Here is a 13,856-nt window from a genome sequence, read left to right as displayed (position 1 = left end):
GTAATCCATAACAACAAGCACAAAATTCACTTTTATCACCCGAGTTGCAGCACGCTCCCCTAGGACCTGTTTTTCCCTAGGACCTCGGTTTATCCCCCTAGGACCTAGGCCCTGTCTTTTCCCTAGGACCTTCTCTATACTCCGTAATCCGTAAGCGAAGCGCTCCGTATTCCAAAGCAGCAGGTGAAAAACTCACCGTTTAACACTGCGTTCTCCGCGCGCTCCCTCTAGGACCTAGGACCCTAAAAACCTAGGACCTCGGTTTATCCCCCTAGGACCTATGTTTATCCTAAACCGGCTCAGCCCCATATTTGTTCGGTCCTGCCGTGCCCTTCAAGAAACCACATTCGACCAAAATCCACACACCACAAATCAACGAAACTGACGCGATAAGCATTTGTGGCGTTGACGTGTCACCCGATACCGGACCAACCAATGGCGTCCCCATGCGGCCCAAAATCAATGGGATATTTAATGCTAACCAATAAATCGACTTATCGCGATCGTGCCAACGTTTGGTGGTAATCGCGAGATCAGGAATCAGTAATATCAGAAGAAAAATCGGTAACAGTAAGTAAGAAAACGCAGGAAAGAGTTGACTAATACCGACGCTAAAACCAACGATTAACACGTAATAAACAACATTCCAAATCCAGAAAGTCTTACGCCCAATACGCCCTTGGAAAGAAAACAATAACTCTTTCGTTAACATCTACATTTACCCCAAAATAGGAAATCGTCTAAGTAAGTAGTTATATCATCACATAAAAAGCAATGGATGACTTCTTTGTCAAATCTTAGAAATTCGACAAGTTATTCTAAATGAAAACACAGGTCCTAGGTAAAGCAGGTCCTAGATCCTAGGCTCCTAGGTCCTAGACGTGATCGCTGGATTTACGGTGGGTAAACGTAAGACTGGAGAGTGTGGTATTGGAATACGGATTACAGAATACGGAAATCACAGCAAACACCTCCGTAATCCGTAATCCGTAAGCGAAGCGCTCCGTAATCCATAACAACAAGCACAAAATTCACTTTTATCACCCAAGTTGCAGCACGCTCCCCTAGGACCTAGGACCCTAAATACCTAGGACCTTGTTTAACTACAAAAGCATGAATTAACGCTATCTGCTTCGAAAAGACGTCATGTCATTCTAGATGGCGACATAAACACGGTGAGATTCTTTACCTAAACCATATAGGAAAGGACACCATGTTACTGCTCACCAACCGCTTACTCGACCGAAATCAACAATGCTTTGCCGCAAGCAACGAACTGAGCCAATCGTTACTTTACTGTGAGTACCGAAATGGCAAGACGCAGGAGCTAGGCAGTGAGGTTTGGATGAAGGCGCTTTTACGTCCAGAAGTAGACAAAATCTTACTGTATATCCACGGGTTTAATAATCAGCCCGAAGCCGATGTGATTCCCAACGCGGAAAAAATGCAGAAGATGCTAGACCAGCAACACAGCAACACCGTTGTCGTGCCGATCATTTGGCCGTGCGACAATGACTTTGGCATCATCAAAGATTATTGGGATGACCAGCTGGCAGCAGAGCTTTCTGGCGCGATATTCAGCCGTGCAATCGGCAAACTGATTCTTTGGCAGCAGAAGCATGCGCCCTGCTATAGAAAAATATCTGTATTAGCACACTCAATGGGAAACCGGGTCCTATTACAAAGCCTAAACACCTTCGCAGCAGAATTCGGGCAACAAGGCGTACCACTGATGTTTGATGAGATTTACTTAATGGCCGCCGACATCCCCAATAATGCATTGGAAGAAGACCAACCAGGCCACTGGATTCTACAAGCCGCCAACCACGTGGTCTGCTTCTATGCCAAAGACGATTTTGCTATGCCAGCGAGTAAAGTCATGAACTTACCCCACCGAAGTTATACGCGCAGATTAGGACAAACCGGCCCAAAACATCCAATACCACAAATCGAATTGATGGACTGCTCCAGCTTTAATCAAAAACTCGATCCACCCAAAGGGCACACATACTTTTTAGACTCAGACAGTCCGGCATGGGGGAGGGTTACAAAAGGGCCTAGGTTCTAGGGTAAAAAAGGTCCTAGGGCCTAGGCGTGGTCGCTGAAGTTGCGGTGAATAAACGTAAGGCGGAGAAAGTGGTCTGGGAGTACTGATTACGAAAAACACAGGTCCTAGATCCTAGGTTCCTAGGTCCTAGGCGTGATCGCTGGAGTTACAGTGAACAAACATGAGACTGGTGCTCGCTGTTTGGGATTACAGATTACGGAATACGGAAACCACAGCAAACACCTCCGTAATCTAGAAGCGAAGCGCTCTGTATTCCAAAGAAGCAAGCACCGCATGCTGGGTTATCGACAAAACAGCCAGCGCTTGCCACCTAGGACCTAGGAGCTTTGGTTTCCCTAGGACCTTCTCAGTATTCCGTAAGCGAAGCGCTCCGTATTCCAAAAACAACAAACACAATACCCAACGTTTATCACTTCAGTTACAGCGCACTCCTCTAGGACCTAGGACCTTTCTTTTCCCTAGGGCCTGTATTTTCTAATCACTCCCAAACAAATCTCGGGTGTAAACTTTATCCGCTACATCGGCCAGTTCTTCTACCATGCGGTTAGAGACAATTACATCAGCAGTCTGCTTGAACTCTTCAAAGTCTTTAATCACGCGAGAGTTAAAGAAGTCGTCTTCCTTTAACACTGGTTCATAAACCACAACTTCAACGCCTTTGGCTTTAATGCGTTTCATAATGCCTTGAATCGAAGAAGCTCGGAAGTTATCAGACCCCGCTTTCATGATTAAGCGATAAATACCAACCACTTTTGGTTGACGCTTAAGAATCGACTCAGCAACAAAGTCTTTACGCGTGCGGTTCGCTTCTACAATCGCACCAATGATGTTGTTTGGCACTTCTTGATAGTTGGCCAACAGCTGCTTGGTGTCTTTTGGTAGACAGTAACCACCATAACCAAACGATGGGTTGTTGTAGTGGTTACCAATACGTGGGTCTAACCCTACCCCTTCAATGATTTGACGTGCGTCTAGGCCATGCGCTTCTGCGTAAGAATCTAACTCATTAAAGTACGCCACACGCATTGCAAGATAAGTATTGGAGAACAGCTTAACCGCTTCGGCTTCTGTCGAGTCAGTAAAGAGAACTTGAATGTCTTCTTTAACCGCACCTTCAACCAATAAACTTGCAAACACCTCTGCGCGTTCGCTACGTTCACCAACAATGATCCGAGATGGGTACAAATTATCGTAAAGGGCTTTACCTTCACGCAAGAACTCAGGAGAAAAGATAATATTCTCACAACCGAGATCTTGCTTAATACGAGCGGTATAACCAACTGGTACCGTGGACTTGATCACCATCACGGCTTGCGGGTTAATTGCCATTACGTCTTTAATAACCGCTTCTACGGAAGAGGTATTAAAGTAGTTGGTTATCGGGTCATAATCGGTTGGTGTCGCGATCACCACATACTTCGCATCTTGATACGCGAGGGTTTTATCGGTCGTCGCAACAAAGTTTAACTGTTTGTTTGCAAGAAAATTTTCTATCTCTGCATCCACAATCGGTGACTGCTTATTATTTAATAGTGCCACTTTCTCTGGAATAATGTCGACAGCCACTACCTCATGGTTTTGAGCTAGCAACATAGCATTGGACAAACCAACATAGCCCGTCCCAGCAACTGCAATTTTCATTGTTTTGTTCTCTAATTCAGAATTGTACAGTCAACAGATGCTTGGACCTGTCATCAAAATCATCGTACTGACCTAGCACGTAAATTTAAGCATTTACAGCATCGTCTGCTTCAACCAGAGTCAATTGTTCGGCTTGATTATGAGTCCAGATTAAATCGCCAATGCCATCGGTTGGGTTAAATCCAGTCGGCGCTTGCAATAGTAGCTCACGAATTCGTTCATGGTCGACACCGTGACAAGCAAGATCTAACTTATCAAGCAGGCCCTCATACTCATCAAGCGAGAGGTGGACTTCGTGAGCTGTCATAATGCGCTCGTGGGCTGTTTTATTGACGTTGTCTCCAATTAGTAACTCTTCATAGAGCTTTTCACCAGGTCGAAGTCCTGTAAATTGAATCTCGATATCGCCATGAGGATTCGCTTCGGATTTCACCTCTAAACCCGATAAGCGAATAAGATTGGTAGCTAAATCAGTGATTTTAACTGAATCGCCCATATCTAAAACAAACACGTCGCCACCTTTGCCCATAGCCCCTGCTTGAATAACCAACTGGGCAGCTTCAGGGATCGTCATAAAAAAGCGCGTGATATCAGGGTGCGTGACGGTGACGGGGCCACCAGCAGCAATTTGTTTTTTAAACAGAGGTATAACTGAACCAGACGAGCCAAGTACATTACCAAAACGAACCATACAGAAACGTGTACCATTCTTTTTCTGGTTTTCTTGCTCTGCAAGGGCTTGAAGCCCGAGTTCGGCCATGCGTTTTGTCGTCCCCATGACATTAGTTGGGCGCACCGCTTTGTCGGTTGAAATCAACACAAACGATTCAACGTTCGCTGCGATAGCTGCACAGGCTGTAAAATAAGTTCCATAAATATTATTGCGTACACCTTCCACAACGTTGTATTCAACGAGTGGGACATGCTTGTATGCTGCGGCATGATAGACTGTTTGAACTTGGAAAGACTTCATCGCCGTTTCTAAACGGTGACTACGTTGAACTGAACCTAAGAGCGGTACTATATCGCACGACAATCCATGCTCTGCTTTCAATTGGTTAAGTTCGCGATCAATTTGATACAAGCCAAATTCTGAAAGCTCAAACAAAACTATGCTTTTAGGATGTTGCATAACAATCTGACGACACAACTCCGAACCTATTGAACCACCGGCCCCAGTAACCATAACCACTTTGCCTTTGATATTGGCTTCAAGCAGAACTTGTTGCGGCGCAACTGGATCTCTACCCAATAAATCCTCAATAGAAACGTCTTGCAACTCGTCTATTTTTGCTTTGCCTGAGACTATATCTGTCATTTCTGGCACGGTGCGAACTTCAACCGGTAACTCAGCCAAATTATCTAATATGGCCTTGCGGCGAGAGCGGCTCGCTCCTGGCACAGCAAGTAGTATTTGAGAGATGTCATATTTATTGATTAGCGGCGTCACATCTTCTAATGAAATCACCGGCAAACCTAATATGACGGTATTAGTTAATGTGACATCGCCGTCAATAAACGCACGTACACGATATTTACCACTACTTCTCAGAGCCATCGCCAGTTGACGTCCACCAGAACCTGCACCATAGATCAACACCTCTTCACTTTGGTGGGCGTAACTCTGCGCCACTAAAGAACGGACAATCACACGAGGGCCACCACACAAAAGTGCTAGGAATGAAGCATAGATAATAGGAACAGTTCGAGGAAAAGGATCGCTCATGTAAAAACTAAGAGCCGCTAACAATAAAGCAGATACTACTGCACCAACAGCGACGACAAATAACGCCTGAAATGTTAGGTAACGCAATACAGCGCGGTATAAACCAAGACGAGCGAAAACTGTAACAGTCACAATTGCGACGGCAATAAAAATGCCCCAAACGGCAGGTTGCGTGTAAAAGTGTGTGCTGCCAAGGCGAACTAACAGCGCTAGCTGAAAGGAGATAAAAATAAGCAGCACATCAACCAAAACGCTTACAATACGCTTGTTAGTGCGAGATAGTTGCCAAAGAAACTGTAGACGTTGCATAGGATTATAATGTTTTGTTTGATGAATATTGACCAGCAAGGAGCAATATTTTACCCAGAATGGCAAATACTGTCACGAAACTTCCCCTCTAAAGATCTTCGAGTTGAAAGGTTGAGATCTTTTATTTCTTAACCAAATACTTTGCATACAACAACTAACCTTGTTCATAAAAGTAAAAATTGGCAGTGCTATGGCCGCCAAAAATCTTTAATGGGGAGAGAGGTGACTATTGCTACTTTTGGGCTTGCAGCAGCACGCTACGAAGCACTCGCGTCGTTTTTGTAACCTCAGCTTCAGTTAAAGTTGGGTGCACTAAAAACATCAAGCTATTTTCCCCAAGTTCAACTGCGTTTTTCAATCGCTCTGCTGGGCGCCATGAAGTGTTGTCAAACGCTTTTTCTAGGTAGACTTCTGAGCAACTCCCTTGATATGCGGGTACACCTGCAGCTACGATCTCATCGACAATACGATCTCTACTCCAACCATCAGCTAAAAACTCTGATTCTACAAATAGATAATGTTTGTACTCCGCGTGTTCAATGTAGTCAGGAACATGTACAGTTCGAATAACATTAAGATCAGAAGTAACTTTATCAATTTGTTTTGCATTCGATTGACGTTTTTCAGTCCATTCAGACATTTTTGTCAACTGAATACGACCAATGACAGCCTGCATTTCTGTCATACGCCAGTTAGTACCAAAACTCTCGTGCAACCAACGGAATCCTGGAGGATGCTGGCGGTTATAAATCGCATCAAAGCTTTTACCATGGTCTTTGTAGGACCACATGGTTGACCATAATGCTTTATCATTGGTGGTCACCATACCACCTTCACCGCCAGTGGTCATGATCTTATCTTGACAGAACGACCAAGCTCCAATGTGACCAATTGTACCTACACTGCGCCCTTTGTATTTTGCGCCATGAGCCTGCGCACAATCTTCAATAACATAAAAACCATGTTTTTCTGAAAGCGCCATAATGTCATCCATCTCTGCTGGCATACCAGCAAGGTGAACAACAATGACGGCTTTAGTTTTGGACGTCAGTACCGCTTCAATCGACTCTGCGGTAATAGCTTGACTATTAAGATCCACATCCGCAAAAACAGGATTAGCGCCAGCAGTTACAATTGAAGATGCTGAAGCCAGAAAAGTCCGAGGAGTGGTAATCACCTCATCTCCTTCACCAACATTTAACGCCTTAAGTGCTAGATCAAGCGCAAGAGTTCCGTTACTAAGAGCAACGGCATGCTCACAGCCAGCCCATGCAGCAAATTCTTTTTCGAATTCTCGACATTCGCTACCTGTCCAATAGTTAACTTTGTTTGACAATAGTACACGACTAATTGCGTCGGCTTCTTCTTGGGTAAAAGAAGGCCATGGAGAAAATGGAGTATTAAGCACGATGTCACCTAAATGGAAATTTTCAGAAAATATTACTTTGACTTGTTTACTACCTGTGCAGGTGTACCTACAACAGTTTGAAAATCAGGTACATGGTTTACGACAGTTGCTCCAGCACCGACTGTAACTCCCGTACCAATGGAAATAAGTTGCTTCACTTGGCTTCCGATACCGAGCCAGCCCCCCTCGCCGACCACTACTCCCCCAGCGATATTGCAACCAGGGCTAACATGCACACCATTAGCCAAACTGCAATCATGGTCTATAGTTGAAGCAGTGTTAATAATGCATGCTTCACCGACTTGGACAAAAGGATTGATTACAGCACCAGCCATTACAACCGTGCCAACACCGAGCTGACTATACGGGCTAATTGTGGCCCTAGGATGCTCTAGTACAGAGAATTTAGCGCCAAATATACTCAATTGCTTCTGTTTTTCTAACCTGACTTTATTATTGCCGATAGCAATCACGGTCAGATCAAAACGTGAAGCCACCTTTAACAAGGTTTCGGAATCACCTTTGACTTTCCATTGTTCGACATTTTGCAACTCAGGCCAGCGATCATCGAAAAACTCAATACTTGTATAGCCATTTAGCTCCGCAATTTCAGCAACGACTTTACCGTGACCACTAGCTCCTAAAATTGCGCAAGTTCTATTCATGGGGTTTACCTTGCTTCGATTGACCTTTAAAAGGTTCTATCGTGACATGGCCATCTGCCGATATTCCTTCCTTCACAAACACTTTTCTAACGGTTAGGAACAAAACTTTGATGTCTAACCACAGGCTACGATTATCGACATACCACACATCTAGTTTGAATTTTTCTTCCCAACTGATGGCATTCCGTCCATTAATCTGTGCCCACCCGGTCACACCTGGTCTAACTTCATGGCGCCTTGCTTGTTCTTTACTATAAAGCGGTAAGTATTGCATCAATAACGGACGTGGGCCGACTAAGCTCATCTCTCCTTTCAATACGTTCCACAACTCTGGAAGCTCATCTAGGCTTGAATTTCTTAACTTATCCCCAAACGGGGTCATCCGTTCGGAATCAGGAAGTGGATTTCCCAGCTCATCAACAGCGTCCTTCATGGTACGAAACTTAACCATCTCAAATGGCTTACCATGCAAACCCGGACGTGTTTGACGAAACAATACGGGTGTACCTAGGTTCTTACGTATTTTCCACGCGACAAATGCGATAATTGGTGAAAGTAAAACGAGAGCACATAAAGAGGCACAGAAATCAATTAACCTTTTCATCACTTACCCCTGCAGATGTCACCTCTGAATTAGTCTTTCCTACTACCCACTGAACCCATTCATCAGCTAACAACTGGCGATCAAACTGATTTTCAGCAAGGTGTCGAGCTGCTTCCCCCATCGTAACAAGAGCCTCTCGGTCGTCTGCAGCCAACTCTAGCGCGTTCGCAAAGGCTTTAGGGTTTTCTGGAGCAACAACAAAACCACACTGCAAATCTTCAATCATACCTGCAAGCCAACCAGGGTAATTATTAATAACGGGCAGTCCCGCTGATATGTAATCAAAGAACTTGTTTGGCGATGTTCCGTAATAAAAAGCTGGAATATTAGCTAAAACCTGCATACCTATATCTGCACTTGCCATTAAACCCGCTAACTTTTGTTTATTGACTGGAGGATGAAAGATAACATTTTTGAGCTGTAACTCCTGTGCTTTCACTTCCAGTTGCGGTTTTAACTTACCTTGCCCTACCAAAACAAGTTTAATATCGTTTCGGCCACGGCTTTGTAACTCTGTCGCCGTATCTAAGACAGCATTCAAGCCATTCGCCATGCCATGAGTACCAGTGAAAACCGCCATCAAATCTTCTTGCGAGACACCTTCTGGTCGCCACAGTTCGCTTGGTTGAGTAAAGATGGATAGATCACAACCATTTGGTACCATCGCTATTCTATCTGCAGGCACACCACGCTTCTTGATTCCCTCGACAATGCCAGGAGAAAGACCAATACAGCGATGGGCACTGCGATACGACGCCCATTCTAATAGAGACATCAAACCCAAAATGACAGGATTTTTAATTACCCCCATTTCTTTTGGTAATTCAGGCCACAAGTCTCTTACTTCAAATACAAAAGGTTTCCCGCGTAACCAACGTGCAAAAATGCCTGGAATACCCGCTGTTAAAGGCGTTGTTGTCGCAAACAATACATCGTATTTTTCCGTAAAAGCTAAGCCGATACTTTTGAGTGCAAACTTAACAAACGTCATACTTCTTTTAAGAAAACCATCTGAGTTGGAGTACGCCAAATCAAACTCAATGATGCGGATACCATCGAAGACGCCCTCACGTTTGCCACCAATAAACTCTGATTCCAAGCTTGTCTCTCCACCACCATATGTGCCACATACCATAGTGACATTATGCCCATGATGTATAAGGCGCCTTGACATCTCATATGAACGTATTCCGGTAGAGCCTTTAGGTGTTGAAAAGTGTTGGTGAAAATAAAGAATATTCATTATCTGTAATTATACTCTGTCGTTATTTTGCTATCTGACATTACTTCGATTTCCAAAACGGGAATGGAAGTTTCTTGGTAGTAATAGCGAGACTCTTTTCCTTCGACTAACTCAAGTCGTTTAATGTCGGTATTACTATTTATCGTTATAGAATGAATATGGTTAGTAATTTGATTGCCTTCTATCATCCATTCCCCCGGACTCAGGCGCCAACGTAGTATCGCTTTTTTCTGTACACCTTGAATATCATCTACAACTCGCAGCGTGCTGTTCGAAAGAGAAACCTCTCTTTTATGGTTGCACCCCAAATAGTCACGGTAACTAGCGCTGCAATATTGTCGAGCTTCATCCCAATGGACATTTTCAGCCTTAAGCCACGCACCTAAGAGAAACCTACTCAAGCGCGGCATTTGCTCATGCTCATCAAACTGAACGGTGTTATGACTTTGCGTCCCACCATAGTAATCGATATATGATTGACCAGCATTGTAACTAAATGTACCACCGTCTCTTAACAGGTTCACACCACCAAGCCAAAAGTCTACATGTAGAGCATCGTTTTGAGCAGGTCGAAAACGAAAGACAGGGTAATTGAATAGTGCAAACGCTCCAGTTTGGCTTCTTAATCCAGCGTATCCCCCTTGCGCAAAATGGAATGAACTCGGTAGGTTGAGTGCTTGCTGTGGTTTATTTAACCCCAGAAGTTTAAGTGGTTCATCATAGCTACCTGCCTCTCCCCAAGCAGATGACTGCAAGAACAGGACTGAGGCGAGCTGAACCGTTGGGCGAAAGTCTCGATAATCAGAGTCAGTTAAAGGTAACAACCTTGCGCCATCGTTATGACCTAAATTAGGCGCATCCCCATTTACTTCTTGAGTCAACTGATATAACCATTGAGTCGCCAAACCAATTTTTTTATACAACGATGGACTAAACGCCTTGAGATCAAGTTCCCGTCTCCATAGCTCCACCATTGAATATGTATCTAGCATAACTCGGTGATAGTTAACTGAATACTGGCTGAATGTTCCATCGTAATCGATCAAATGTTTTGCTCGATTCTCTAACCACTTACGCCCCATTTTTTGCCAGCGCATAGCGCTTTTATCGCCATTGGAAACAAGCAAACTTCCACCGACAAATAGGGCTGCAGCTTCCGATGTGCCATGGTTGTTATCTTGGGCAACGGCATAAGAGATGGTCGGAGCAATGCGTTTTAAGTGAGCTTTAACAAATGCCAACAGTGCAGTTTCAGGACTTTCAACTTGATTCAGTAATTTAGCAGCCATAGCCATATGCATGACTCTTATTGAGGCTTCTTGACCACACTTCCAGTTCGGTCCCAAATAAGGAGAATTGTGTTTTAGCCAATCTTTAGTAGTTTCATTCAGCTCATCAAGCGCCTGCTCTCTTCCACAAAGATAATCCTTCGCTAAACCTAACACCCAGTCGAATCTAGAGGCTTCCCAAATCCCTTTAATATCTCCGACATTAGAATCAAAGTCAGACAAACAGAACCAAGGTTTCTCCATGTTGGAGTAGCATTTCCCAGTTAATGTGCTCTCCGCCCATCTTAATTCACTTACTAATCGTTTCGGCTTCCAACCAAATGGGGAAAATTGGTAACGCTGACTAGATTCGCATTGAAGTGAAGCAGGCGAAGGGCGAAATAAAAGCCCCGATATCAAGGCTTGATTGAGACGCTTAACTGGGTTTAATCCGCTTCGGACACCTAGTTGGTAAATTGCCACTCTGGCTAAATTTAAAACACCCAAGTTCTTTGCAGTTTGCGCTTTTAGTTTGAGGCTCATGACTTAAAATTTATGCACTGTAATGTACGATCATACATAATATCAATATTCCATTGTTCTCGTACCTTACTCAGGCAATTTTCGGACATAGTAGCTAAGTCAGAATCAAGTATTAATGAAATTTTATCTACTAACTTATCTATCTCATAGCCATCGACTAAATATCCGGTCACACCATCCTCTATTAAATCAAGTTCTGTACCATCGGCAAGCCTAGATACCACAGGCTTTCCGTAAATCATAGCATGATTAATAACGAGGCCTCCCAAGCCGGGAACTACAACAAAATCAGACAACTCAAAATATGTCCCTACGCCATCGAAGACTTTCCCAAAAAAATTAACCCTTTTACTTAGGTGTAAATCTTTTGTTAACTGTTCAAGCTTTTCTCGTTCAGGTCCATCCCCAACAAACCATAATTTAAGATCAAGACTCGGGTTAAGTTTAAGTAATGATTCTATCGAAAAAAGTAGATCTTTAGGTCTTTTCAAGTTTGTCAAAGCACCTACATAAAGCATTATTATGCTGTCTTTTTTTAACGCCGCTAGCTCTAATTTAATTTCAACATTTACGTTAATTTCCTTATGATGATTCATGCTATTGGGCGCAACAATCACTCTATTATCATCGAATTCCTTATCATTAATATAATATTTTTTAGCAAGTGTATTTCTAGCCATGACACAACAAGAGTTATTCAACAAAAAATCTATAAGCGGATCTAGTAGTTTATTTATAATATTTTTTTTTCTAGTTCTGACCTTACCAAGACTCCACCAAACATATTTTTTATTAAAAATCTTACAATAAATAAATATTGATATATTATTTATAAAATTTATCTCACCTTCCGTGATTATCACGTCAGGTTTATCCTTAAAAAGATGAATAAACAAAAAAGGAGAAAAATAAAAGGGATAGTCTTGCCCTTTAAATCTCAGAACAGGAGAAATAGAGAACAACTTTTTAAATTTGAATTTTGCAGAGTTACCGGAAACAGCTTTAGTGTCATTTTTCCCACCAAAACCACCATCGTATACTACTACTTCACCATCTTTAAATTTCTCAGTGAAGTACTCTAAAAACTCAATACGCCAATTAGCTAAATATGGCTGAAAAAATGCAACTTTCATACTAGTAAATATTCTTTAAAAGTTTATATATGTCTGTGTCAACTGATTTTATCACCTTCGCGGGAACACCAGCGACTATAGAGTTAGATGGGACATCTTTGATTACTACCGCATTCGCTCCAATAATCACATTGTCTCCAATAGTAATATCACCTAGAATTCTTGCACCAGCTGAAATATAGACATTATTACCAATAGTTGGAACGCCATTTGGATCTAGTTGTCTGCCAACAGTTACATTTTGACCAATGATAACTTTTTCGCCAAGCTTAGACTTAGAATGTAACACGACCCCAATACCACCATAAGCAAACTTACTATCAGTCCCGATTCTAGTTGATGGTGGTATAACGCTATTGAAAATAAGAAATATCAAATTTTTTACTATTAAAGGTAAAAACGGCACTCCCTTTCTATAAAGGTAATGTGATATTCTATATAAAAATATAGCATTCATTTATTATTTCGCCTTATTAATATAGATAGTAAAAAAACCAATCCTAATGAAAGGATAACTACTGGTATCGCATTGTAAACACTACCGCGAGAAAAAAACAAACTAAAGTACAATAGTGGACCAATACAGAATATCCGATATGCACCTTCTAAAAAAGCAATAGAAAACATACGAACAAATGATAGAAAAATGAAGTATAGTCCACCTAACCAAGCACCATCAAAGAAGGAAGCCCCATAAGACAGAAGGTGAAGGGAGCCACCAACATTAGGAGTCCCTTGAAGAATGTTCCATAAAGCGTAAGCTGGTGTTATTACTAAATCCCCAATAAATCTTGACACCAATAGCTTATCAACTATTGACCAATCATAGCATGCATTATTCATGCAGTAAGATATAGAAGAAAAATAGTATTTAACAATGGAGAAATCCCCAGAAACAAAAAGGAGTTTAAAAATATCTAATGATAAATCAAACATATCTATTAATGTGAATGATCCAGAGGAAAGCCAACGGTAAGATTTCAGAACCACTATCAACAACACAAATATAATAGAAAGTAATAATAATTTAGCTATCTTTTTATAGTTTAAGCCACGTATTATTGATAAGTATACCAAAGGTATTAAACTATAAGAAAGAGATCCCCGACTTTTAAATGTTATAGTTACAAATATAATAACCAAAATCAACAATAAGAAATAAAAATCAAACCTTTCCTTGCTTAGGCATATAATGAAAGATGAAAAAAACATCACCGCATACAAAAATAAAACCTTCATGATACTACC

The 13,856-nt window shown here is 42.1% G+C and carries 13 protein-coding genes; 2 read left to right on the top strand and 11 right to left on the bottom strand.

The window, feature by feature from the left end:
* Positions 1-289: 289 nt before the first annotated feature.
* On the bottom strand, positions 290-712 hold the full coding sequence (locus ONE56_RS01040; protein WP_423840108.1) for a DUF805 domain-containing protein: 423 nt from the start codon (positions 710-712) through the stop codon (positions 290-292).
* A 501-nt stretch (positions 713-1,213) separates the two neighbouring features.
* Here ONE56_RS01040 and ONE56_RS01035 point away from each other — a divergent pair.
* Both ONE56_RS01035 and ONE56_RS01030 read left to right on the top strand, forming a co-directional pair.
* Entirely contained in the window at positions 1,214-2,068 is an 855-nt protein-coding gene (locus ONE56_RS01035; RefSeq protein ID WP_423840107.1) for an alpha/beta hydrolase, read from the top strand.
* Positions 2,069-2,218: 150 nt separating this feature from the next.
* Entirely contained in the window at positions 2,219-2,389 is a 171-nt protein-coding gene (locus tag ONE56_RS01030; protein ID WP_423840106.1) for a hypothetical protein, read from the top strand.
* A 153-nt stretch (positions 2,390-2,542) separates the two neighbouring features.
* Here ONE56_RS01030 and ONE56_RS01025 read toward each other — a convergent pair whose 3' ends face one another.
* From ONE56_RS01025 to ONE56_RS00980, 10 genes are all read right to left on the bottom strand, one after another.
* Positions 2,543-3,709: a nucleotide sugar dehydrogenase gene (locus ONE56_RS01025; protein WP_423840105.1), complete on the bottom strand. Its 1,167-nt coding sequence runs from the start codon at positions 3,707-3,709 to the stop codon at positions 2,543-2,545.
* Positions 3,710-3,794: 85 nt separating this feature from the next.
* A complete protein-coding gene (locus ONE56_RS01020; RefSeq protein ID WP_423840104.1) occupies positions 3,795-5,744 on the bottom strand; it encodes a polysaccharide biosynthesis protein in 1,950 nt (649 codons plus the stop codon).
* Between the two features lie 232 nt (positions 5,745-5,976).
* Positions 5,977-7,152 carry a DegT/DnrJ/EryC1/StrS family aminotransferase gene (locus tag ONE56_RS01015; RefSeq protein ID WP_423840103.1) on the bottom strand — a complete coding sequence of 392 codons (1,176 nt, stop codon included), beginning with the start codon at positions 7,150-7,152 and terminating at the stop codon, positions 5,977-5,979.
* 32 nt (positions 7,153-7,184) lie between these two features.
* Positions 7,185-7,817 carry an acetyltransferase gene (locus ONE56_RS01010; protein WP_423840102.1) on the bottom strand — a complete coding sequence of 211 codons (633 nt, stop codon included), beginning with the start codon at positions 7,815-7,817 and terminating at the stop codon, positions 7,185-7,187.
* Positions 7,810-8,421, bottom strand: a complete 612-nt coding sequence (locus ONE56_RS01005; protein ID WP_423840101.1) for a sugar transferase — start codon at positions 8,419-8,421, stop codon at positions 7,810-7,812. The genes ONE56_RS01010 and ONE56_RS01005 overlap by 8 nt, the downstream gene beginning before the upstream one ends.
* Entirely contained in the window at positions 8,405-9,664 is a 1,260-nt protein-coding gene (locus tag ONE56_RS01000) for a glycosyltransferase family 4 protein (protein ID WP_423840100.1), read from the bottom strand. The genes ONE56_RS01005 and ONE56_RS01000 overlap by 17 nt, the downstream gene beginning before the upstream one ends.
* On the bottom strand, positions 9,664-11,196 hold the full coding sequence (locus ONE56_RS00995) for a heparinase II/III family protein (protein WP_423840099.1): 1,533 nt from the start codon (positions 11,194-11,196) through the stop codon (positions 9,664-9,666). Before ONE56_RS00995 ends, ONE56_RS01000 begins: the two co-directional genes overlap by 1 nt.
* 275 nt (positions 11,197-11,471) lie before the next feature.
* Positions 11,472-12,608, bottom strand: a complete 1,137-nt coding sequence (locus tag ONE56_RS00990) for a glycosyltransferase family 4 protein (RefSeq protein WP_423840098.1) — start codon at positions 12,606-12,608, stop codon at positions 11,472-11,474.
* 1 nt (position 12,609) lies between these two features.
* Positions 12,610-13,065, bottom strand: a complete 456-nt coding sequence (locus ONE56_RS00985; protein WP_423840097.1) for a serine O-acetyltransferase — start codon at positions 13,063-13,065, stop codon at positions 12,610-12,612.
* On the bottom strand, positions 13,062-13,847 hold the full coding sequence (locus ONE56_RS00980) for a hypothetical protein (RefSeq protein WP_423840096.1): 786 nt from the start codon (positions 13,845-13,847) through the stop codon (positions 13,062-13,064). The genes ONE56_RS00985 and ONE56_RS00980 overlap by 4 nt, the downstream gene beginning before the upstream one ends.
* Positions 13,848-13,856: the final 9 nt, after the last annotated feature.

Source organism: Vibrio mytili, assembly GCF_049563345.1.
GTDB lineage: Bacteria > Pseudomonadota > Gammaproteobacteria > Enterobacterales > Vibrionaceae > Vibrio > Vibrio mytili.
Note: the sequence above shows the minus strand (reverse complement) of the source record. Positions and strands in the feature narration are given on the sequence as shown.